Origin of the sequence: Butyricicoccus intestinisimiae, assembly GCF_018918345.1 — a bacterium.
Lineage (GTDB): Bacteria > Bacillota > Clostridia > Oscillospirales > Butyricicoccaceae > Butyricicoccus_A > Butyricicoccus_A intestinisimiae.
Map to the genome: position 1 here is coordinate 60611 of NZ_JAHLQI010000004.1, position 22271 is coordinate 82881.

Genomic DNA, 22271 nt, shown 5'->3' on the forward strand with positions numbered 1-22271 from the left:
CGCCCCGAAGGGCGGTTTTGTTTCATATCACGGCTTGCACGTGCCGCACGGAGAATATCCCTGTGAAATCAAATCCGAACGCTTTCCGGTAAATGACTTCTTGTTTGCCGCGCCGATTTTGTTGACGCTGGAGCAGCTTGGCTTGTGAAATTTTTTGGAACTGGTGTTCAAAATGTACGTGGCTGTCGTCTCGCCGCTTGGCTGAGACGGCGTGGAGGTCTGATAACTGTCGCCGGTCACATAGTCGATGACAATGCCGGGCTGCACGTTATAGCAGTAAACACAGAACGTGACGCCCGCACCGTGATCCTCCACCGACTGTGCTTCCATCAGGACGCCGTTCGCCACTGCATTGTCACCTTCAAAGACCGGCGTGACGCGGTATAATACATGGTTTTGGGTTTCCTTTACATAGTCGGCAACCATGTTTTCAAAATCCAGCATGCCCTGTATGTTGAGGTATCGCGTGCCGGTGATAAGGTTTAATTTGTTTGCATTTTCTGCGGTCAGCTGGTAGCCGATTAAATGACAGCGATTGTATAAATACTTGCCGTCTACAATGTCATATTTGACCGAGTGCCAGCCGGTGGGCTTGACGCTGCTGATGTCCCCACGATGTTCTGTCGGCATGAGATCGGTGCCGACATTGGCATATGCGGTGTCGCAGCGTCCCATCCCATCCAGTGCGCTGTATCGCTCAAATGAGGTTGTGGATGCGTCTGCGCTGGTAAAAAACGGTATATTGTTGTTGACGACTGCATATGCCGCGCCGGAATAATCTGACACGTCATCGTAACAAAAACCGGTCGGGGAGATTGCTGCGGGCTTGGTTTGTATGCCGCCGGTGTAATAAACCAGCATAGTTGCGGTTTCCGCACGCGTTGCATTGTCCAATGGCTTCAAATATCGTTTGCCGTTGGATGTGGAGCCGGAAATCACGCCGTTTTGTACTGCCCAGCGCATCGCCGGCAATGCCCAGCTGTCTACGCGGCTGCTGTCTGCAAAATCCGAAAGACTGCCGGTGGTGTGTGGTTTGCCTGCGTCTGCATACAGAAAAACAGCAAGCTGTTCCCGCGTCACGTTGGCGTTCGGGCTAAATGTTGTCGCAGAAGTGCCGTTTGTGATGCCATTTTGGCTCGCCCAGAGCACCGCAGAATAATACCAGTCTCCGGATTTTACATCGTGGAATGGATTGGTACTGCTCACCGATGGACTGCCGGCCTTGGCGTACAGCGTCTGAACAAATGCTGCGCGGGTGGTTGCACCGCGAGGAACAAACGTCGTATTGGATGTACCGCTCATGTAGCCCTTGTCAAAGGCGGTTTGTACGGCGCCGCAGAACCAATCAGAGGAACTGACGTCTGCAAACCGGTGCGCGACTTTTGTCGGTGTGTTCCATGCAAAAGCACCGGTGCAAAGGGTGCTCACTGTGAGGGCAGCTGTCAACAGGCAAGCCGCCAATCGTTTCTTGTGTTTCAAAATTATGTCTCCTCTCCGTGAGCTGCAGGAAAATAAATCTCCTCTGTGATGCACGGGTGAGAATTTCCCGCAAACTCTGCGGTGTGCGTCTGTACCCAATGCGGCGGCGCCAGCGCGAGATCCAGCCGGAAATCTGTCGGATAGCTGCGATTCCAGCGGTATACAATCATCGCTTCGATGCGCGATTCGACCGCCTTCAGGCAGCAGGTCTCCACAAAGCAGTAGTCTCCTGCGGCAGCTTCGTACAGAAATTGCTGAGAAACCACGATGTGCGGCGCGGATTCGGCGGCAAATTGCTCATAGGAATAGGCGTTCATCCACAGCTTTTTTCCCTTGGTGCGCTGTAAAATACGCGCGCGCAAGATACAGTCCTGACTTTGCCGCCGATGGTTGAACAGCATGCCGCCGTGGTCATCCATGACACAGATTACAATCATCCTGCAGCCTCCTTTCTCGCAACATCGTACCATATTTTGAGGGAAAAAGCAAAATGCCGCTGCATTTCATGCAGGAGAACCACGTTGACGTTGCGGCTGGCTGATGCTATACTGAAAGCGAAAAACCAACATAGGAGGCTGGAAGTATGAGTTTTATGGATATGGTATATCAGCGCGAGAGCTGCCGTTCGTATCAGGACAAGCCGGTTTCCCGCGAGCTGCTGACTAAGATGGTCGAGGCGGGCAGATTGGCACCGAGCGGCTGCAATGCACAGCCGTGGAAATTCCTCGTCATTGATGAGCCGGAGGCAAAAAAGAAAATGTGCGAAGCACTCGTTGTAGAGGGCGGCGCAACCGGATGCCCGTGGAGAGATTCCGTACCGGCATTTATCGCACTGGTCGAGCAGCATGCCAATGTCATGCCGGCAGTTTTGGATTACTATGGTGATTCGCAGCGCTTTGCACAGGGTGATATCGGCATGGCAGCTATGAACATGATGTACGAAGCGGATGATCTCGGCTTGGCTACTTGTGTGCTGGGCATGAGCGATCAGAGCAAGATGGAAGAATTCTTCGGCATTCCGGAAGGACATACGGTTCGCATGGTGCTGGCTGTTGGATACAGCGCAGAAAGCAAGGAACCGCGCAAGAAGGTTCGCAAGCCGCTGGAAGAAGTTTGCAGCTTTAATCAGTGGTAACCATACAAAAAGCAAGCGGGCAGCTGAATTTCAGCTGTCCGCTTTTTTCTCAATCTGTAGATTTTTCATATGGCATGGTGCTGCTGCGCACGACAAGAGACGGCGGAATGACAACCTTTTGCGGAAAATGCCGTTCCGGCTGATGTGTGGGCGTGGCAGCGCGCTGGCGCACGAGCTGCACAGCGGTTGCCGCCATGTAGTCGAGATGCGGGCTGATGCTGGTCAGTGCCGGTTCTACAACGGAGGACATCACGGTGTTGTTGAAGCTGACAACGCTGACATCTTCCGGAATTTTGAGCTGCAAACTGCGCAGCGCATGGATGGTGCCGATTGCCGTTTCCTCGTTCACGGCGACCAGCGCAGTCGGCCGGCTGCCGCTGTCCAGCGAGCGCAGACGCAGAGACAGTTCGTTTTCCACGAGTGCTTGGTCGCGCAGCGGTGTTTCCAAAACGAAATTCGGCTCAAACAGACCGGCTTCGCGCATATAATGCTCGTAATAGCGGCGGCGCGGCTCTAAAACAACGCGCTGTGTCTCGTCCAGCAGGCGCTTGGGTCCGAGATATCCGATGCGTGTGTGGCCGAGAGAACGCAGATAGTCCAGCGCTTGTTTCATGCCCAGCTCGAAATTCGGAACAACGGAATCATACAGCAGTTCGTTGGGGGAAGAATCCAAAAACGTAATATTGCTGCTGATGCTGCACAGAGATTGAATCTGTTTGTCGGTAAAATAGCCGATGGCAATGACGCCGTCCACACCGGAGGCGGACAGCATTTGACATTCGCCATCGACGAGACGCAGCGGAACGGTTTGCAGCTTGTGTTCATAACACGTCTGTTCAATAAAATTTTTGAGGTATAAAAAGTACGGATCGGTCATCTGCTCGGCGGGAGAGAGCATTTCTGCGATGCCGATAAACAGGGTATCTGTTAAGGTGCGCTGATTGCGGCGACCGGAGCTGCCAGAATAGCCGAGCCGGTGCGCGGCATCAAAAATAATGCGCCGTGTATCCTCTCCGACCGTCATAGACGGATCGTTGTTGAGGACGCGGGAAATCGTGGCTGGGGAAAAGCCGGTTTGCTCGGATAACATTTTTAGCGTGACAGCCATAGCGTACTGCCTCCTTTGCATTACAATAGGAAATCATGTGAGAAAAGCAGGCACTGTCGTTCCGGATGACTCATACCAGTTCGACAGTGCCTTTGATTCATACGGAGACCGAAGCGGGGGAGAGAGTTCGGTCAATGTTTTTTCGCTACCTGTACGCACATAGCAGCAGGTATTTTTTTACAAACAGATGGTTCCGGCTGTTTTTCCAGCTGTGCCTCCCAAAAAATCAGAACCGCGGAGACAGCAAGCGGAATGGCACACAGCCAAACGCTGCGAATGCCGATAAAATAGTGAGTCAGCCAAGAAAAAGCAACGCCCAGATGGAAACAGAGAACCGTGCCGAAAAAAAACCAAGCCTTTTTGAGCAGCTTTTTTTCGTGGGTAATGGAATACTCCGTCAGGGCATTGGCGATTTGCCGGCAGTTGTTGGTGGAAAAGATGCAGGAGGCATTATAGCCGTACGCACCAGGGAAAGAGTTCCACAGGAATGCCATTGCAAAAAAGATAGGATATAGACCGACAACCGCATTCATGTGCTCGGGGAGAAAGCCAAGAATGATAATTGCAAGTCCGGTTACTGCCAAAGAATACGGGTACAGCTTTTTGTGGTATTTCTTGGACAAAACAATGGTTGACGCACAGCCGGCCACATATAATAAGACGGCGGCAATGCGAATGAGTACATCCATGAGATTTTGTCCGAACAAGCTGGTGACGATATAAATCATATTGGATGTCAAGGCGTTGCCGAAGAAATCATCGCGGCACAGCAATGCGTACACGCCCAAATATCCGCCTGTAATTGCCATAGAATGATGAATCCAGCAAGTGAGATCTTCACGGTCAATCATAGAACACACTCCTTTGGATTGATTTGTCTTCATTATAAGACGAGAAGAAAAGAATGTAAATGGACAAAACATCCCATCTATTTGGAGATTTTGTCGGTTCTTCTGTGAATTATTGCGCAGGGGATTTTGAAAAAAATGAATAATTCAAAAATAGTACTTGCATTTTCTGGCAAGGCGTGGTATTCTAAACAAGACGAAGGCGTCAGTGATCCAAAAAGGTCACTGGCGCCTATTTTTTATTTACGCAGTTCGCAAAATGTAGTATGATAGGAGTGGAAACAAATGATAGACACTGGCAGCACGGGATTTATGATGATTTGCTCGTCATATGTCTTTTTTATGACACCGGGTCTGGCGTTCTTTTACGGCGGCCTGTGCCGCAGAAAGAACGTGGTCAATACCATGATGTCCTCAATTTTCATCATGGGTCTTGCATCAGTTCTCTGGGTGGCAATCGGATATTCTCTGTCGTTCGGCGGAAATGTTGGAGGCGTCATCGGCACCTTCCAGAACGCGTTTCTAAACGGCGTGGGATGGGAACCGGGCGCGTATTCGGATCAGATACCGGGATTGGTTTTCGTTGCGTTCCAAATGATGTTTGCGATTATCACACCGGCACTGCTCACCGGCTCGGTCGTCGGCAGAATGAATTTCAAAGCCCTGTTTTTGTTCATTATTCTGTGGTCACTGGTCGTGTATTATCCGCTGGCGCACATGGTATGGGGCGAGAGCGGCTTCTTGGCGGCAATCGGTTCGGTTGACTTTGCGGGCGGCAATGTTGTGCACATCAGCTCCGGTGTTTCCGGCTTGGTGCTGTCCCTGATTCTCGGCAAGCGTCTGGGCAGCGAGCAGGGCAATTTCCTGCCGCACAATATTCCGTTTGTTGTGCTCGGCGCATCGCTGCTGTGGTTTGGCTGGTTTGGCTTCAATGCCGGCAGTGCACTGGAGGCGAATGGTCTGGCAGCGCATGCGTTCCTGACCACAAACACCTCTGCGGCAATGGCAATGCTGACATGGATGCTCATTGATATGATTCGAGACGGCAAGCCGTCGTTGGTCGGTGCGTGCACAGGCGGTGTGCTGGGACTGGTTGCCATCACGCCGGGCGCAGGCTTTGTACCGCTGTGGGCGGCGTTTATCATCGGCGGTTTGGTCAGCCCGATTTGCTATTTTGCCGTTTCGGTTATCAAGGCAAAGTTTGGCTATGATGATGCTCTGGATGCGTTCGGCTGCCACGGCGTCGGTGGCATCTGGGGCGGTATTGCGACGGGTCTGTTTGCAAAAAGCTCCATCAATCCGGTTACACAGTGGGATGGCTTGGTTTTTGGCGACTATCATCTGTTTGTCGCACAGGTTCTCAGCATTGTTGTCACCATTGCGATTGCGATTGTCGGCACGCTGGTTTGCGCGGGCATTGTCAAGCTGATTGTTCCGCTGCGTGTCGATGAACACGCAGAGCGCATCGGCATGGATGAAGCGATGCATGGCGAGCGTGCATATCCGACCTTCACCGGTTTGGACTGATTGTTTGGGAGGAAACTGTTATATGATTAAGATTGAAGCCATTGTCCGGCCGGAAAAGCTGGAGGACGTCAAGGATGCCCTGTCCATGATCAATGTACACGGCATCACGCTGTATCAGGTCATGGGCTGCGGTGCGCAGAAGGGCGGCACCAAAAACGTCCGCGGTCACGCTGTGCAGGTCAACCTGATTCCGAAGATTAAGTTTGAAATTGTCGTTTCTGACGAGGAGTGGGCGCGCATCACGATTGATGCCATTTGCAATGCGGCATACACCGGTGAAATCGGTGACGGCAAGATCTTTAGCTATGATCTGGACAACGCCGTGCGTATCCGCACCCGCGAAATCGGTCTGGAAGCATTGAATTGAATCGCAAAGTCCTTCCCGCCGCGCGCGGGAAGGATTTTTTGGTTGCATCCGGTTGAAACATGCGGTATACTGAAAATATACATATATATTATCATAACAGCAAAGATAAAAACGCAATGTATACAGTTTTGTATGCTAGAGCCGGTAGGTAGCCCGGCCGTCACAGAACATCTGTGGTAAGTAACCTGCCCCTCCGGGTTGTCCGTTCTTTGCTCAGCAATCGTGTAGGAGGGATTGTCATGAGCAAAGTGAGCGGCAAATTAACCGTGTATTTTGAGAAACCATTCTGGGTAGGTGTTTTTGAACGGATAGAAGACGGCAAACTATCCGCGGCGAAAGTAACCTTCGGCGCAGAACCGAAAGATTATGAGGTATATGCGTTTCTGTTAAAATACTATGAAAATTTGCAGTTTAGTCCGGCTGTGACAGCAAGTACGGTGGAAAGAAAGAAGAATCCGAAGCGACTTCAGCGTGAAGCAAAAAAACAAGTACAGAATATTGGAATTGGGACAAAATCCCAGCAGGCGTTGAAGTTGCGGCAGGAAGAAAATAAACAGGAACGAAAAGTCAAACAGCGAGAGCAGCAGCAAGCGGAAGCGGAGCGGATGTTTCAGCTGCGTCAGCAGAAGAAACGAGAAAAACACCGCGGCAGATGAGTTTTTTATTGCATCGCTGATTCTCATGCGGTATACTGAAACGGGAAATTGTTCCCACCTAACTAGAGACAGAAAGCGAAGGTACATAACATGGAAGTTGGAATTTGCGGCAAGCAGACGATTACGGTTACAGAGGCAATGACGGCGAAGGCAATGGGCAGCGGCGAGCTGCCGGTATACGCAACGCCGAGCATGATTGCGCTGATGGAAAACACGGCATATACCAGCGTTGCCGGCGAGCTGGAGGAAGGACAGGGCACGGTCGGAACGCTGATGAATGTCAAGCATCTGGCGGCATCTCCGGTCGGCATGGAAGTGACCTGTGAGACCAAGCTCATCGAAGTAGACCGCAAGCGTTTGGTGTTTGAAGTGAAGGCTTTCGACAAGGGCGGCTGCATCGGTGAAGGAATTCATGAGCGATTCATCATCGCAAACGAGAAGTTTTTGAACAAGGCACAGAGCAAGTTGTAAGGCTTGCGGCGGTCTGATTCGTGAAAATGGTGCGATTTTTAGCAAAATTGCACCATTTTTTTTCGTTTCCTTGAGAGAATTCCGCAAGAGAATGATTGAACAATGCGGCAGAATAGATTATAATGATATGCATGAGAGAAGCTGCAAACATTCAAAACATGCTTTTTTTATCATAGAGGCAGGATGGCAGCGGAATGCATCAAAAAATTTTTCGCGCACAACCATGCGCGAGGGAAAAACAGGCAGCGAAAGGAGCTACAAAAATGGTCAAATTATATGACGGCGGCGTATATCTGGTCGGCGGCAACAAGATTGTCGAAGAAAAAGATGCAGCCAAAGTGCAGGAACTGACCGGTCAGGCAGCAAACAAGGCAGAAGCCAAGAAGGGTACCATCGCGTATTCCATTCTTTCGGCACACAACGTATCCGATAACATGGATAAGCTGCGCATCAAGTTCGATGCCATGACATCCCATGACATCACCTTTGTCGGCATTGTGCAGACAGCGAAGGCTTCCGGTATGGAGCGCTTCCCGATTCCGTACGTGCTGACCAACTGTCACAACTCCCTGTGTGCTGTCGGCGGCACCATCAATGAGGATGACCATGTATTCGGACTGTCCGCTGCAAAGAAGTACGGCGGCATCTATGTTCCGCCGCACATGGCAGTCATTCACCAGTATATGCGTGAGACCATGGCAGGCTGCGGCCGCATGATTCTCGGCTCTGACTCCCATACCCGCTATGGCGCACTAGGCACGATGGCAGTCGGCGAGGGCGGCGGCGAGCTGGTAAAGCAGCTGCTGTGCGATACCTATGACATCGCGTATCCGGGAGTTGTTGCCATTTATTTGGACGGCAAGCCGCAGCCGGGTGTCGGCCCGCAGGATATTGCACTGGCAATCATCGGCGCAGTATTTAAAAACGGATATGTCAAGAACAAGGTCATGGAGTTCGTCGGCCCGGGCGTTGCATCGATGCACACCGATTACCGAAACGGCGTGGATGTTATGACCACCGAGACCACATGTCTTTCTTCCATCTGGCGTACCGATGAGGACACCAAGCAGTTCCTCACCATGCACGGCAGACCGGACGCATACAAGGAACTGAATCCGGCAGATGTCGCATATTACGACGGCATGGTTTATGTTGACCTGAGCACCGTCAAGCCGATGATCGCGCTGCCGTTCCATCCGTCGCATACCTATGAGATTGACGAGCTGAATGCAAATCTCGGCGACATCCTGCGCGAGGTAGAAAAGACCGAACAGCTGATTGCAGACAATCCGCAGCTCGGCTTCAGCCTGACAGATAAGATTGTTGACGGCAAGCTGCAGGTACAGCAGGGCATCATCGCTGGCTGTGCAGGCGGTACCTATTCCAATATCATGGAGGCAGCACATATTCTGCGCAATGCGCATCTGGGTCAGGATGAATTTACGCTGTCCGTTTACCCGTCCTCGATTCCGGTTTACATGGATCTGGTTAAGAAGGGCGCGTTTACGCAGCTGCTGACGGCGGGCGCTGTCATCAAGACCGCGTTCTGCGGCCCGTGCTTCGGCGCAGGCGATACGCCGGCGAACAACGCACTGAGTATCCGCCACACGACCAGAAACTTCCCGAACCGCGAAGGCTCCAAGCCGGGCAATGGTCAGCTGGCAGCTGTCGCTCTGATGGACGCACGTTCGATTGCGGCTTCCGCGGCAAATGGCGGCGTGCTGACACCGGCAACCGATTTTGCGGATGATTACGTTGTACCGGAATACGAGTACGATGATTCTTCCTACCGCGCGCGCGTATATCAGGGCTACAATGCACCGGTAGACGGCGCAGAGCTAGTATACGGCCCGAACATCAAGGACTGGCCGGAGATGAGCCCGCTTGCTGACAACATTCTGCTCAAAGTGTGCACCAAGATTATGGATGATGTCACCACGACCGATGAGCTGATTCCGTCCGGCGAGACATCCTCGTACCGTTCCAACCCGTTGGGTCTGGCAGAATTTACACTGTCCCGCCGCGATCCGGAATATGTCGGCAGATCCAAGGTTGTGGATAAGCTGGAGAAGGCGCGCGTTGCGGGCAAGGATCCGGTAGAGCTGGAGCCGGAGCTGTCTAAGATCTATGCGCAGATCAAGGAAATCGACCCGTCTATGGTACCGGCAGAAACCGAAATCGGCAGCATGATTTACTGTGTCAAGCCGGGTGACGGCTCCGCACGTGAGCAGGCTGCTTCCTGCCAGCGCGTCATCGGCGGTCTGGCAAACATCTGCCGCGAGTACGCAACCAAGCGGTATCGCTCGAACGTCATGAACTGGGGCATGCTCCCGTTCCAGATGAAGGATGAGCCGAACTTTGAAATCGGCGATTACATCTACATCCCGAACGCAAAGGCTGCACTGGATGGCGACATGAACGACATCAAGGCATATGTGCTCGGCGACACCGTCAAGGAAATTTCTCTGTATATCGCAGATATGACGGAGGACGAGAAGAAAATTGTCAAGGCAGGCTGCCTGATTAATTACAATCGCAACCGCAACAAGGACAAGTAATTGTCACGAAAATAAACAGAGGGCTTTCCCGTCGGGAAGGCCCTCTGCTTTTGTATCAGATTATAATTGTCGGGTGAAGAAATCGGCAATCAGCTGTTTGGTGCTGTCCTGAAAGAACTCGCGGGTACCGTGTCCGGCGCCGGTGACTTCATAAAATTCCGCCCGATTTTCCAGACCCGCAGATACCATGGCGTCATAAAAATCCTCGCTGATTTTGAGCGGAACAATCGGATCCTGATCTCCGTGGAAAATGGCGATGGGACACATCGCATCGTTGATATAATGAATGGGGCTTGCCTCATATGCTCGCTTGGGCAAGGTCTCCTCCGAGCCGCCGAGCAGCGCGCCCTCGTGGCTTTTTTTGATGCTGTTCCAGCGGCTGCGGCCGCTGTTGACCTCTGCGGTTGTCTTTTGCAGCAGCTGAGACAAATCGACCGGCCCGAACAAATCGCAGCACGCCTGAATGTCCGAAGAATAGCCGCTCCATTCGTCGGATTCTCCCAAATCGTTGTTCATGGCAGCCATCGAGGCGAGATAACCGCCTGCGGAGCGGCCAATCATGCCGATGCGATGCGGGTCAATGTGATACTGCTCGGCATGTGCGCGAAGGAATCGCACAGCTGTCTTTACATCAATCAGCTGTGCCGGATAGTGCGCCTGTGCGCTGCTGCGGTAGTACATAGAGACCAGTGCAAAGCCGCGCTCCGCGAGAAACTGCATCTCCGCAATGCTTTGGTTTTTGTCCGTCCCGCGCCACGCGCCGCCGGGCACCCAGATGATGGCGGGCAGCGGTTCGGGCGGAACATCCGTTGTCAAACCCGAAGCCAAACGCAGCTCCTGATTGCCGTGGTGCAGCAGAATGGATAACTTCAAATCCAGCACAGAGCCGTCCGGCTGTTTGGCGTGAGAGTATGTAATATTATCAAGCAGGGTAAGCGTACTGCGTTGAATATGCGGGTGAATGACGGTTTTCATAAATACAGACTTCCTTCTTTTTTGTTCGTTATCTATGATAATATGCGGAGGATGCGTTGTCAAAGAAAAGATTCGCTTGAAAAATGGAAGAATTATCGGTAAAATAAACATAAGCTATGGAAAAGGAACGAGAAGTATGGAAATTCTGGATATATATGATAGCAACCGCATGCCGACCGGACGCACCTTTGTGCGCGGCACCAAGCCGGAGGGCGGCTATTATCTGGTGGCGCAGGTTATTGTGTTCAATACAAAAGGACAGATGCTCATTCAGCAGCGGCAGGCGCATAAGCTCGGCTGGCCGAATCGTTGGGACGTGTCCGCTGGCGGCAGCGTGCAGGCGGGCGAAACCAGCCAGCAGGCGGCGCAGCGCGAACTGCGGGAGGAACTGGGCTTGTCAGTGAATTTCACCGGCGTGCGCCCGCATGTGTGCTCAACGTTTGCCGAGGGCTTCACGGATGTCTATATTCTCAATCGGGAAGTAAACCTTTCTCGGCTGACGCTGCAGACGGAAGAAGTACAGGCGGTTCGCTGGGCGAATCGGGAGCAGGTGCTGCACATGATTGAGAATGATACCTTTATCCCGTATTATCCCGGCTGGATTGCGTATTTGTTTGACACCCACGAACAATACGGCAGTTTTCGGCGCGCGGGATATTGAGGGCTTGCGGACGGAAATTTAAATCATATAAAATTTATAGGAATTTGGGAAAAAGCACTTGACACCGGATGGCAAACATGCTATTCTATATTCAGTTAAACGAAAAGCCTACTTACACAGTAGGTTTTATGGGAAAAGGAGAAGCGACATGAACCATCGTATCTTCATTACGAAAGAATATACCTTCTACGGACGAATGTGCTGCTGTTGAAGATTTTTTTGACACACAGAAAGAATACCAGCACAAGTTATACAACATCGTCTATAGAATAAGGAGAATATACAATGAGCGACAAGAAATTCCACTTTGAAACCCTGCAGTTACACGTTGGTCAGGAGCAGGCTGACCCGACAACCGATGCACGCGCTGTGCCGATTTATCAGACCACTTCTTATGTGTTCCACAACAGCGACCACGCAGCTGCCCGCTTCGGTCTGGCTGACGCCGGCAACATTTACGGCCGTCTGACCAACCCGACGGAGGACGTCTTTGAAAAGCGTATCGCAGCACTGGAGGGCGGTTCTTCTGCACTGGCAGTTGCTTCCGGCGCAGCAGCTCTGACCTACACGTTTAAGACGCTGGCACATCAGGGCGACAACATCGTAGCTGCCAAGACCATTTACGGCGGCACCTACAACTATCTGGAGCACACTCTGCCGAAGGACGGCGTGACCACCAAGTTCGTAGATCCGGATAACATTGAGAACTTCAAGAATGCCATTGATGAAAACACCAAGGCTGTGTTCTTTGAGACGCTGGGCAATCCGAATTGTAACCTGATCGACATTCAGGCGGTTGCAGACATCGCACATGCACAGGGCGTTCCAGTTGTTATTGACTCTACGTTCGCGACTCCGTATCTGCTTCGCCCGTTTGAGTACGGTGCAGACATCGTGGTTCATTCCGCTACCAAGTTTATCGGCGGTCACGGCACCACGCTGGGCGGCGTCATCGTAGAGAGCGGCAAGTTTGACTGGAAGGCTTCCGGCAGATTTGCAGATCTGGTAGATCCGGACCCGTCCTATCACGGCATCAGCTTTGTAGATGCCTGCGGACCGGCAGCGTTCACCACCAAGATTCGCGCCATTCTGCTGCGCGATACCGGCGCTACCATCTCTCCGTTCAACGCATTCCTGCTGCTGCAGGGTCTGGAAACCCTGTCTCTGCGCGTAGAACGTCACGTAGAGAACACCAAGAAGGTTCTGGAATACCTCCAGAAGCAGCCGCTGGTTGAGTCTATCAACCATGCATCCCTGAACCCGAAGTATCAGGATCTGTACAACAAGTATTTCCCGAACGGTGCAGGCTCCATTTTCACCTTCAACATCAAGGGCGGCGAAAAGGAAGCAAAGAAGTTCATTGATTCTCTGCAGATTTTCTCCATTCTGGCAAATGTTGCAGACGTAAAGTCTCTGGTTATCCATCCGGCTACCACCACGCACAGCCAGTGCACGGCAGAGGAGCTGGAGGAGCAGGGCATCCATCCGAACACCATCCGCCTGTCCATCGGCACCGAGCACGCAGATGATATCATCTGGGATCTGGATCAGGCATTCGAAGCTGTCAAGGCTGACGCATAAATTAGAAATCATCGTACCATATGATATATCGGCTGTCGGGACCTAGCCGCCCCGACAGCTCAGGAAAAAATGAAAAGAGGCATTTTTATTATGGCTATCAAGCAGAGCATTACAGAACTGATCGGCAATACGCCGCTGCTGGAACTGGTAAATTTTGAAAAAGCAAACAACCTGAACGCAAAAATCGTTGCAAAGCTGGAGTACTTCAATCCGGCAGGAAGCGTCAAGGATCGTGTTGCAAACGCAATGATCGCGGACGCAGAGGCAAAGGGCGTTTTGAAGCCGGGTGCAACCATCATCGAGCCGACCTCCGGCAACACAGGCATTGGCTTGGCTGCCGTTGGTTCCGCGAAGGGCTACCATGTCATCCTGACCATGCCGGAAACCATGTCCATTGAGCGCCGCAAGCTGGTTGCTGCTTATGGCGCAGAAGTTGTTCTGACATCCGGTTCCGCCGGCATGAAGGGCGCGATTGCAAAGGCGGAGGAACTGGAAAAGTCCATCGAGAACGCAGTGATTTTGGGTCAGTTCGTCAATCCTGCCAACCCGAAGGTGCATTATGACACCACCGGTCCGGAAATCTGGGAGCAGACCGAGGGCAAGGTTGATATCTTTGTTGCTGGCGTTGGCACCGGCGGCACCGTTTCCGGCACCGGCGAGTACCTGAAGGCACAGAATCCGAATGTCAAGGTCGTTGCTGTCGAGCCAGCTACCTCTCCGGTCCTGTCGGAGGGCAAGGCTGGTCCGCATAAGATTCAGGGCATCGGCGCGGGATTTGTTCCGGATACGCTGGACACCAAGGTATATGACGAAGTATTTCCGGTACCGAATGAGGCTGCTTTTGCAGTAGGCCGCGAGATTGCTCGCCGCGAGGGCATTCTGGTTGGTATTTCCTCCGGCGCAGCTGTTTATGCTGCCGCTGAGCTGGCAAAGCGGCCGGAAAATGCAGGCAAGACCATCGTAGCACTGCTGCCGGATACCGGTGAGAGATACCTGTCTACGGCACTGTTTGCAGACTAAGTTTGTTCATACAAAATTGCAAGGGCAGAATGTGCGGAAAACCGCCATTCTGCCCTTCTTTTCTTGAGACATTGTTTGTGCTATAATAACTACTGCGTAATGATAAGAAATGCGAGAGGATGACACATGGAGCAGCTAATTGAGACACTTCGGACACAGCGCGATCTCTCTGACGAAGAACTGACTGCGCTGATTACACGCGAGAGCGATGACAAAGATTTGTTTGCGGCGGCGGACGCTGTCCGGCGGGAGCACTACGGAACCGATGTTTTTTTGCGCGGACTCATTGAGTTCACCAACGTCTGTCAAAATGACTGCTATTATTGCGGCATTCGCAAGAGCAATGCGCAGGCACAGCGGTACCGGCTGACGCAGGAGCAGATTTTACACAGCTGTGAAAACGGGTACCGGATGGGATTCCGCACGTTTGTTTTGCAGGGCGGCGAAGACCCGCGCAATACGGACGCATGGGTTTGTTCTATGGTTGATAAAATCAAGACGGCGCATCCCGATTGTGCCGTCACGCTCTCCATCGGAGAACAGTCTCGTGCCAGCTATCAGGCGTATTTTGAAGCGGGAGCGGATCGGTATTTGCTGCGCCATGAGACCGCGAGTGATGCCCATTATCGCAGACTGCATCCAAAAGAAATGAGCCTTGCAAACCGCAAGCGCTGCCTGTTTGACCTCAAAGAAATCGGCTATCAGGTCGGTGCGGGCTTTATGGTCGGCTCTCCGTGGCAGACGCCCAAAGAATTGGTTGCAGATTTGCGCTTTTTACAGGAATTACAGCCGGATATGATTGGTATTGGTCCATTTATTCCGCATCATGAGACGCCGTTTGCGGACAAACAGCCGGGAACACTGGAATTGACGCTGCGCATGCTGTCGATTCTGCGGCTGTTGTTTCCGTATGTGCTGCTTCCGGCGACAACGGCGCTGGGCACCATCAGCCCCATCGGGCGCGAATTGGGCTTGAAAGCCGGTGCGAATGTCATGATGCCGAATTTGACACCGACAGATGCACGGAAGCATTATGACCTGTACGACAACAAAATTTGCATGGATGAAGAAGCGGCAAAGTGCCGACTTTGCCAAGAAGGGCGCGTGCGTTCCGTCGGGTATCAAATTGTCAGCGACCGCGGCGATGTGCGCAGATAAATAGAAGGAGGGACAATTGGCATGGTACAAACAGAGCGGCTGGTGCAGACCTTTTGTCGGATGGTTTCGTTCGACAGTCCGTCGTATGGAGAACGAGAGATTTGTGATTTTTTAACAGAGCATTTGACAGCTTTGGGGCTGCGGGTACAGGAGGACGACGCCGCGCAGCGCATACACGGAACGGCAGGCAATCTCTATGCCTATCTTCCGGCGACCCAAGGCATGGAGCAGCTGCCGCCGCTGTTGTTTTCCGGCCATATGGACACGGTAGAACCGTCCAAGGGCAAAAAAGCAATTGTTCATGCCGATGGAACTATCACTTCGGACGGCAGCACGGTATTGGGCGCGGATGACTGCGCGGCGCTGGCGGCGATTTTGGAAGCGCTGACTGTCATGCAGGAAAATCATTTGCCGCACCGCGCCATTGAGATTTTATTTTCTGCGGCAGAGGAGACCTACTGTATTGGCGCGAGTGTGTTTGATTTTTCAAAAATTCGGGCGAAAGAGGCGTATGTGCTGGATTTAACCGGTGCGGTCGGCGGCGCAGCGGTGCAGGCGCCGACGCTGCTCTCGTTCCGCATTGCGGTGCAAGGCAAGGCGAGCCACGCCGGATTTCATCCGGAGCAGGGCATTCATGCCATTTGTGTAGCGGCATCGGCGGCACGCAGATTACAAAACGGCTGGCTGGACGAAAACACCACCCGCAACATCGGCACGATTCACGGCGGCACACAGACCAACATTGTGCCGGAGCGCTGTGTTGTCACGGGTGAAATTCGCAGCTTTGACCACGAACAGGCGATGCGCACGTGGGAGGAAACCAAGCACGTATTTGAAGAAGAAGCGCGCAGCTTGGGCGCAGACGTCGAGGCGGAACACACGGTACATATTCACGCCTACAAGACACCGGAGCAGCATCTGGTTGTGCAGCGGTTTCAGCGCGTTTGTGCCAAACATGGCATACCCAGCAATCTGTGCAGCACGATGGGCGGCAGCGACAACAATCCGTTGTCTGAGCACGGATTGACGGGCATCGTGCTGGCAACGGCAATGAACAATTGCCATTCGTGCAGCGAATACAGCCATGTAGATGAGCTGAAAAAAATTGCCGCCATCACCGTCGATTTGATGTGTTCGGAGGAGTAAACGCACATGAAAACACCAATGCATTATCAGATTTCCGAATACGACTGCGGCCCGACCACCATGATGAATGCGATGAGCTTTTTGTTCACGCGCGAACAGCTGCTGCCGGAGATTGTCCAGCACATTATGCTGTACAGCTTGGATGCTTACAATGCCAAGGGAGAGACCGGCAGAAGCGGTACCTCGCGCATGGCGATGATGTTTTTGTCCAATTGGCTGACACAGTTCGGAAAAGCCTGTCAGTTTCCTGTTGCATGCAAGTACCTGAGCCAAGATGCGGTATATTTGGGCGGAGATAGCGAATTGACACAGACGCTGCGCTGTCATGGCGCGGTAATTGTCCGCTTAAATTACGGCGGCGATCACTATGTCCTGCTGACGGAACAGGAGGGCGAACAGGTTTCGATGTTTGACCCGTATTTCCGCAAGCGTCCGTTTATTCAAGAAGATATCGCACTGATTGATTCCGAACCGTTTAAGCGCAATCGCATCGTGACCATTGACCGGCTCAACGCCAAACAGAAAGACGGCTTGTATGCCCTTGGCCCCAAAGAAGGCAGAGAAGCCATCCTGCTGTTCAACCAGAACACCCGCCTGACCGAAGAAAAGACAATTGAGTATTTTATCTAAGATATAGCAAAATCCCCAGCTGATGTCAGTTGGGGATTTTGTGGTTTATGCTGTTTTTATGTATTGCAGCAGTTCCGCTGCATTTTCGCTGACAGAAGCGCAGACTTCCCGCTGAAGCAGCTGTTCCAGCGCCTGCTTTATGGATTGTCTGTTTTCCGGTGACATAATATCCCATAACAAATTGACCGCACAACAGCAGATTTGATAATCCGAGCTGTTGAGAAAAGCAAGCAGCTTTTTGAGAGATTTTTTATGCCAGAGCACATACTTTGCATAGTAAAAACTCAGCATACAGTGTTCGGATTTCTTGATTTTTGGCAGCTTTTTGAGCTGTTTTAAGAACTTTTTCTGCTTTTTATGTACACCCAGAGCTTGTGTGATATCAGCCCATGACAGTATGGCATAGGAACGGGCGAGCGCATTCGGTTCATGAACAATGGCTTGTTTCAAAACCTTCTGCACATGCTTTGATGGGAACGCAGAGAGGGAATCATACGCTTCTGTGCGGACAAGTGCATCTTTGTCACATGCCAGAGTGAGCAAAACACGCTTTGCTTTTGACACAGAAGCATGTACAAGAAGCCCTGCGCACCTACCTCGAATAAGAGCATCTTTGTCATTTGCCAATACACAAATGCTCTTGATGTTCTTTTTTTGTTAACGCAGGCTTGTTCTCGTATTTGGTCAAAAGAACCCATTTCTCTTGAAAAGACATTTTTTTCATCATATATCCTGCCTGGAATGCTTCATATAAAAATCTTACCGATTATCAATCTTCTCCGGATACAGGTCGTGGTTTGCCATGCGGTTCCAAGCGACTTCCTCCCAGCGGGTGCCCGGCTTGCCGTAGTTGCAGTACGGGTCAATCGAGATGCCGCCGCGCGGCGTGAACTTGCCCCAGACCTCGATGTACTTCGGCCCCATGAGCTTGATGAGATCCTTCATGATGATGTTCACGCAGTCCTCATGGAAATCGCCGTGGTTGCGGAAGCTGAACAGATACAGCTTGAGCGATTTGCTCTCAACCATGCGGACGTCCGGTACATATGAGATGGTGATGGTGGCGAAATCCGGCTGGCCGGTAATCGGGCACAGACTGGTAAACTCCGGACAATTGAATTTGACAAAATAATCGTTGTCCGGATGCTTGTTCACAAAGGTCTCCAGCACTTCCGGTGCGTAGTCATCCTTGTACTGCGTGTGCTGGTTTCCGAGCAGGGTAATGCCCTGCTTTTCTTCTGTAGTTCTTCCTTCCATGTGTCAATCCTCCAATGCAGGGTCTTTTACGCCGTTTGCGGCGAATGCCGCTGCGCGGTCCAGACAGGTGCCGCACTTGCCGCACGGCTTGTCGCCGCCTTCGTAACAGCTCCATGTCAGCTCATACGGTACGTGCAGGCGCAGGCCCTCGCGCACAACATCCTTCTTTGTCCAGTTGACAAACGGAGCTTCGATGGTCAGCTGATTGCCGCTGCCCAGCTCAATCGCAGACTTCATTGCCTCGTTGAAGGCGTCGCTGCAATCCGGATAGGCGTTGCCAGCCGCGTCATCGCTGTGCGCGCCGTAGTAAATCACAGAGCAGTCCTTGGACAGCGCAATGCTGGCAGCAGAGGAAAGAAACAGACCATTGCGGAACGGTACATAGGTAGAAACCGGCTTGCCGTCGGTTTTCTTGAGCTGGTCGGCATAGGATTCCTCCGGAATCTCCTCGGCACAGCCCTGTAACAGCGTGCATTTGGTGTCGTACTGGAAAATCTTGGCGAGATCCAGTGTAATCAGCTCGACACCATAATAACGAGCGACTGCCTCCGCCGCCTCAATTTCCTTGTCATGCTTCTGACCATAGGTGATGGACAGGGCGGTGACATTTTCTTTTCCGTATTTCTCAATGGCGAGACCCAGACAGGTTGTGCTGTCCACGCCGCCGCTGGATAAAACAAGTGCTCTCATGCTGTTCTCCTTATGCCTGATATAACCGCTGCTGCAAATCGGCATCGGTGCGGAATCTGCCGCGCAGGGTAGTCGTGGTGGTTTTTGCGTTGGTCTGGCGAATGCCGCGCGCGGTCATGCAGCTGTGGCAGCCCTGAATCAGCACGCCGACATCTTCGGAGTCCGTGACCATCTGCATAATCTGTGCGATGTCCGAGCCGATGCGCTCCTGCAGCTGCAGGCGCTTGCTCACCATGTCCGCGATGCGGGCAATTTTGCTCAGGCCGATGACCTTGCCGTTTGGCACATAAGCGACGGTGGCGGTCATGTCGTACATCAGCGCAATGTGATGCTCGCAATAGCTGAACAGCTGAATGTCTTTGACGACAACGACGTCTTTGGAGTCGCTCTCAAAATCCATTTCGTCCTCAAAGGTCTTGCCGAACATCTGCGCGATTTGTTCGTTGGTGTAGTTCATGCCTTCAAATACTTCGTTGTACATGCGGGCAACGCGATCCGGCGTATCTTTTAAGCCCTCGCGGTCTGGATCATCCCCCAGCGCGATCAGGATACCGCGGATGTGTTCTTTGATTGCTTTGGTATCAATAGCCATAATTTTTTCGTCCTGTTCTGCGGGTTATACGCCGCGTTTATTTGGGTCCCAGATAAATTTGTGCATCTGCAGCTGCAAGGTGACATCGTTGAGCGTGTGCGCCTGCATAAAATCTACGATTTCAGCCGGTTCAATGGAACCGAAAACCGGACTGAGGTATACGTGACAGCGGTGTGTCAGATCATAGGTTCGAATAACCTCCAATGCGCGCTGCAAATCCTCCTGACTGCCGGCGACAAACTTCACGGTGTCCTGTGCGCGGAGCAGTGCGAAATTTTCCGTGCGCATGTGCGCTTCCATGCCGCTGCCGGGCAGCTTGTAATCCATCGTGAAGGCGATAGACGGGGAGATGCCGACAAACGGTGTCAAATCCACGCTGCCGTTGGTTTCGATTTCGATATATCGGTTTTCTTTTTGCGAGAGCGCCGTGAGCAGTTCTGTCATGCCGCCGCGCAGCAGCGGTTCTCCGCCGGTCAGTGTGACGTTGTGTACGCCAGCGGCATCGACGGATGCACAGATTTCCTCTGTGGTCTGACAGACATACGGCACATCCGGCTCGTTCGCCCAAGTGGTGTCGCAAAACGAACAGTTCAAATTACAGCCGCAAAACCGGACAAAAACAGCCAACTGTCCGGCATGGGTGCCCTCGCCATTGATGCTGGTAAAGGTCTCTGCTACATGAAAGGTTGTCATGCCTGCTCCTCTCCGGTGTACGACGCGCAGTTGTTCGGCGTTTCATATACCGTGGCCTCTGCGACTGTGTAGCCGCAGGCGGTCATGCGCTGATAGAAATATTCTGCAAAATGTTCGGCTGTCGGACGGAACGGCACTTCCGTCATCGCAAAGCCGTCCTCCGCCAAGGTGCTGCGCGTTGCCTCACGCAGGGTGCCGGTCTCATAAATAAGGGTGTGATCCAGCTCATCGGCAATGCGCTTGAGATCGGATTTCAGCTGAGAAAAATCGACCAGCATGCCGCGTTCCTGCGTGGTTGTTTGCAGTGCGCTGCCACTGATGCGAATTTGTACTATCCAGTGATGGCCGTGGATATTGCTGCACTTGCCCTGATAGTGTGCGAGAAAATGCGCGGCGTCAAAACTTGCCTCCGCTCTTAAATAATACATAAAACTTCCTTTCAAGAAAAAACAGCAGGCATGCCAGCCTGCTGCAGAATACACAAAAAAATGATTCATCAGCCCTGGTTTTATTTAAAGACAGGATGGTGCAAACGAACTGTCTGAGTTTCATATTGAGTATATGATACACCTTGCCCGCGCGGCTGTCAATTGAATCTTGCACGTTTCCTTGAATCGCGGCGGAAAATGTGATAGTATAGACAAAGACCTGCAAAAACTGCGGGAATTTCGAGCAAAATATTGGAGATTATCGCACATGCTTTTGAAACGAATTTCAGCTGTCCTGCTCGCCGGATGCATGACTTTGGCAGCGGCAGGCTGCGGTACAGCATCGACAGAGGACGGCACAGGCAGCGGACAGGAGTCCGAAAAGCCGACGCTGGAACAGATTTATGCCGCGAATACGCTGGAGGCCTATCAGGCGGATGACATTCAGCCGTCGTTCAGTACGTGTATGCGCGTTGGCAAGGAGAAAAAAGAATCCAATGCGCTGCTGACGCTGTATTATGATGACGTGCTGGGAACCATTTGCCGCTACCGCAAGACAGAGACGGGAATGCTGTTCAAATACTATTTCCAGCACGACGGACAGGATTTTTACACCTATGCAGAAGCCAATACAGACGGCAGCATCAAGGAACAAGCACTCGTCATACAGGCAAACGCGGCAGAAAAACAGGAAAACAGCGCGTCCTATGCCGAGCAGCTGTTTGAGAAATACGGATTTGGTTCGTATAACAGCAAAGAGCGCGTCACCTCGATGCAGGACTGCGGCGAGACCTATCATATTGTGACGGACATTTCCGCGCTGTCCGGCACGGGCGACAACGGCAGAACGTATACGTACACCACACAGGAATACGATGTGGAGAAAAAATCTCTGCGCATTTTGGATATTTTCCGCACCTATACCATGCAGAGCGCCAATGGAGAGGAAAAAACCTGCACCATGTCGCGCAGCATGACGTACAACAGTGACGGTGTTGTAAAACCGGCGGACTTCATTGAAGAAAGTCTGGTTGTGCCGGCATGGTCCCGCACCATCACGCTGGTATCCGATGCCGGAAAGCAGACGATTTCTGTTCCGAACGGCATTCCGGTTTTGGTACAGGCACCGAGCGGCTATACCGCGTACACAGACAGTGCCTGCACACAGAAGTATACCGAAGATACACCGAGCGCCGACCGGACATATCCGGACAGAACGATTTATTTGGACAAGTAAGCAAAAGCCCTGATTCGACTGAAAATCATCGAATCAGGGCTTTTTTATGTCTTT

At 52.1% G+C, this 22271-nt stretch carries 24 protein-coding genes; 13 read left to right on the plus strand and 11 right to left on the minus strand.

Annotation, left to right across the window (positions count from 1 at the left end; genetic code table 11):
* Window positions 1-27: 27 nt before the first annotated feature.
* Entirely contained in the window at window positions 28-1479 is a 1452-nt protein-coding gene (locus tag KQI75_RS13830; protein WP_216470344.1) for an S-layer homology domain-containing protein, read from the minus strand.
* Between the two features lie 2 nt (window positions 1480-1481).
* Window positions 1482-1916: a ribonuclease Z gene (locus KQI75_RS08520; RefSeq protein ID WP_216470346.1), complete on the minus strand. Its 435-nt coding sequence runs from the start codon at window positions 1914-1916 to the stop codon at window positions 1482-1484.
* 146 nt (window positions 1917-2062) lie between these two features.
* Between KQI75_RS08520 and KQI75_RS08525 the strand changes: the two genes are divergently transcribed.
* Complete coding sequence (locus tag KQI75_RS08525; RefSeq protein ID WP_216470348.1) at window positions 2063-2614, plus strand: nitroreductase family protein; 552 nt, start codon at window positions 2063-2065, stop codon at window positions 2612-2614.
* A gap of 49 nt (window positions 2615-2663) precedes the next feature.
* On the opposite strand, the gene KQI75_RS08530 is transcribed toward KQI75_RS08525, so the two are convergent.
* A complete protein-coding gene (locus tag KQI75_RS08530; protein ID WP_216470350.1) occupies window positions 2664-3722 on the minus strand; it encodes a LacI family DNA-binding transcriptional regulator in 1059 nt (352 codons plus the stop codon).
* A 131-nt stretch (window positions 3723-3853) separates the two neighbouring features.
* On the minus strand, window positions 3854-4573 hold the full coding sequence (locus tag KQI75_RS08535) for a YoaK family protein (protein WP_216470352.1): 720 nt from the start codon (window positions 4571-4573) through the stop codon (window positions 3854-3856).
* A gap of 282 nt (window positions 4574-4855) precedes the next feature.
* On the opposite strand from KQI75_RS08535, the gene KQI75_RS08540 reads away from it, so the two are divergent.
* The 5 genes from KQI75_RS08540 (at window position 4856) to KQI75_RS08560 (ending at window position 10149) form a co-directional block, all read left to right on the plus strand.
* Window positions 4856-6097, plus strand: coding sequence for an ammonium transporter (locus tag KQI75_RS08540; RefSeq protein WP_246566534.1), 1242 nt, complete (start codon window positions 4856-4858; stop codon window positions 6095-6097).
* A 22-nt stretch (window positions 6098-6119) separates the two neighbouring features.
* Window positions 6120-6464 carry a P-II family nitrogen regulator gene (locus KQI75_RS08545; protein ID WP_216470353.1) on the plus strand — a complete coding sequence of 115 codons (345 nt, stop codon included), beginning with the start codon at window positions 6120-6122 and terminating at the stop codon, window positions 6462-6464.
* Between the two features lie 239 nt (window positions 6465-6703).
* Window positions 6704-7120, plus strand: coding sequence for a YjdF family protein (locus tag KQI75_RS08550; protein ID WP_216470354.1), 417 nt, complete (start codon window positions 6704-6706; stop codon window positions 7118-7120).
* Window positions 7121-7210: 90 nt separating this feature from the next.
* Window positions 7211-7591 carry a thioesterase family protein gene (locus KQI75_RS08555; protein ID WP_216470355.1) on the plus strand — a complete coding sequence of 127 codons (381 nt, stop codon included), beginning with the start codon at window positions 7211-7213 and terminating at the stop codon, window positions 7589-7591.
* Window positions 7592-7854: 263 nt separating this feature from the next.
* Window positions 7855-10149 carry a hydratase gene (locus tag KQI75_RS08560; protein ID WP_216470357.1) on the plus strand — a complete coding sequence of 765 codons (2295 nt, stop codon included), beginning with the start codon at window positions 7855-7857 and terminating at the stop codon, window positions 10147-10149.
* A gap of 60 nt (window positions 10150-10209) precedes the next feature.
* Here the strand turns inward: KQI75_RS08560 and KQI75_RS08565 are convergent, their stop codons facing one another.
* Window positions 10210-11124 (minus strand): alpha/beta hydrolase, encoded by a 915-nt coding sequence (locus tag KQI75_RS08565; RefSeq protein ID WP_216470359.1) that lies wholly within the window; start codon window positions 11122-11124, stop codon window positions 10210-10212.
* A 136-nt stretch (window positions 11125-11260) separates the two neighbouring features.
* On the opposite strand from KQI75_RS08565, the gene KQI75_RS08570 reads away from it, so the two are divergent.
* The 6 genes from KQI75_RS08570 to KQI75_RS08595 all read left to right on the plus strand — a co-directional run bounded on the left by KQI75_RS08570 (window position 11261) and on the right by KQI75_RS08595 (window position 17320).
* A complete protein-coding gene (locus KQI75_RS08570; RefSeq protein ID WP_216470361.1) occupies window positions 11261-11785 on the plus strand; it encodes an NUDIX hydrolase in 525 nt (174 codons plus the stop codon).
* A gap of 285 nt (window positions 11786-12070) precedes the next feature.
* The gene (locus KQI75_RS08575) at window positions 12071-13366 is read left to right on the plus strand and encodes an O-acetylhomoserine aminocarboxypropyltransferase/cysteine synthase family protein (RefSeq protein ID WP_216470363.1); all 1296 of its coding nucleotides are present in this window, start codon (window positions 12071-12073) and stop codon (window positions 13364-13366) included.
* Window positions 13367-13456: 90 nt separating this feature from the next.
* Window positions 13457-14386, plus strand: a complete 930-nt coding sequence (cysK, locus tag KQI75_RS08580; protein WP_216470365.1) for a cysteine synthase A — start codon at window positions 13457-13459, stop codon at window positions 14384-14386.
* 126 nt (window positions 14387-14512) lie between these two features.
* The gene (hydE, locus tag KQI75_RS08585; RefSeq protein WP_216470369.1) at window positions 14513-15544 is read left to right on the plus strand and encodes a [FeFe] hydrogenase H-cluster radical SAM maturase HydE; all 1032 of its coding nucleotides are present in this window, start codon (window positions 14513-14515) and stop codon (window positions 15542-15544) included.
* Between the two features lie 21 nt (window positions 15545-15565).
* Complete coding sequence (locus KQI75_RS08590; protein WP_216470371.1) at window positions 15566-16690, plus strand: M20/M25/M40 family metallo-hydrolase; 1125 nt, start codon at window positions 15566-15568, stop codon at window positions 16688-16690.
* Between the two features lie 6 nt (window positions 16691-16696).
* Entirely contained in the window at window positions 16697-17320 is a 624-nt protein-coding gene (locus tag KQI75_RS08595) for a peptidase C39 (protein WP_216470374.1), read from the plus strand.
* 45 nt (window positions 17321-17365) lie between these two features.
* Here the strand turns inward: KQI75_RS08595 and KQI75_RS08600 are convergent, their stop codons facing one another.
* The 6 genes from KQI75_RS08600 to queD all read right to left on the minus strand — a co-directional run bounded on the left by KQI75_RS08600 (window position 17366) and on the right by queD (window position 20980).
* Window positions 17366-17947 carry a HEAT repeat domain-containing protein gene (locus tag KQI75_RS08600; protein ID WP_216470376.1) on the minus strand — a complete coding sequence of 194 codons (582 nt, stop codon included), beginning with the start codon at window positions 17945-17947 and terminating at the stop codon, window positions 17366-17368.
* A 132-nt stretch (window positions 17948-18079) separates the two neighbouring features.
* Window positions 18080-18577 carry a preQ(1) synthase gene (gene queF, locus KQI75_RS08605; protein ID WP_216470377.1) on the minus strand — a complete coding sequence of 166 codons (498 nt, stop codon included), beginning with the start codon at window positions 18575-18577 and terminating at the stop codon, window positions 18080-18082.
* A 3-nt stretch (window positions 18578-18580) separates the two neighbouring features.
* Complete coding sequence (queC, locus tag KQI75_RS08610) at window positions 18581-19267, minus strand: 7-cyano-7-deazaguanine synthase QueC (RefSeq protein ID WP_216470378.1); 687 nt, start codon at window positions 19265-19267, stop codon at window positions 18581-18583.
* Window positions 19268-19277: 10 nt separating this feature from the next.
* Window positions 19278-19859, minus strand: coding sequence for a GTP cyclohydrolase I FolE (folE, locus tag KQI75_RS08615; protein WP_216470379.1), 582 nt, complete (start codon window positions 19857-19859; stop codon window positions 19278-19280).
* A 24-nt stretch (window positions 19860-19883) separates the two neighbouring features.
* Window positions 19884-20552 carry a putative 7-carboxy-7-deazaguanine synthase QueE gene (gene queE / locus KQI75_RS08620; protein ID WP_216470381.1) on the minus strand — a complete coding sequence of 223 codons (669 nt, stop codon included), beginning with the start codon at window positions 20550-20552 and terminating at the stop codon, window positions 19884-19886.
* On the minus strand, window positions 20549-20980 hold the full coding sequence (queD, locus tag KQI75_RS08625) for a 6-carboxytetrahydropterin synthase QueD (RefSeq protein WP_216470383.1): 432 nt from the start codon (window positions 20978-20980) through the stop codon (window positions 20549-20551). Before queD ends, queE begins: the two co-directional genes overlap by 4 nt.
* A gap of 268 nt (window positions 20981-21248) precedes the next feature.
* Between queD and KQI75_RS08630 the strand changes: the two genes are divergently transcribed.
* Window positions 21249-22217: a hypothetical protein gene (locus tag KQI75_RS08630; RefSeq protein WP_216470385.1), complete on the plus strand. Its 969-nt coding sequence runs from the start codon at window positions 21249-21251 to the stop codon at window positions 22215-22217.
* Window positions 22218-22271 lie beyond the last annotated feature (54 nt).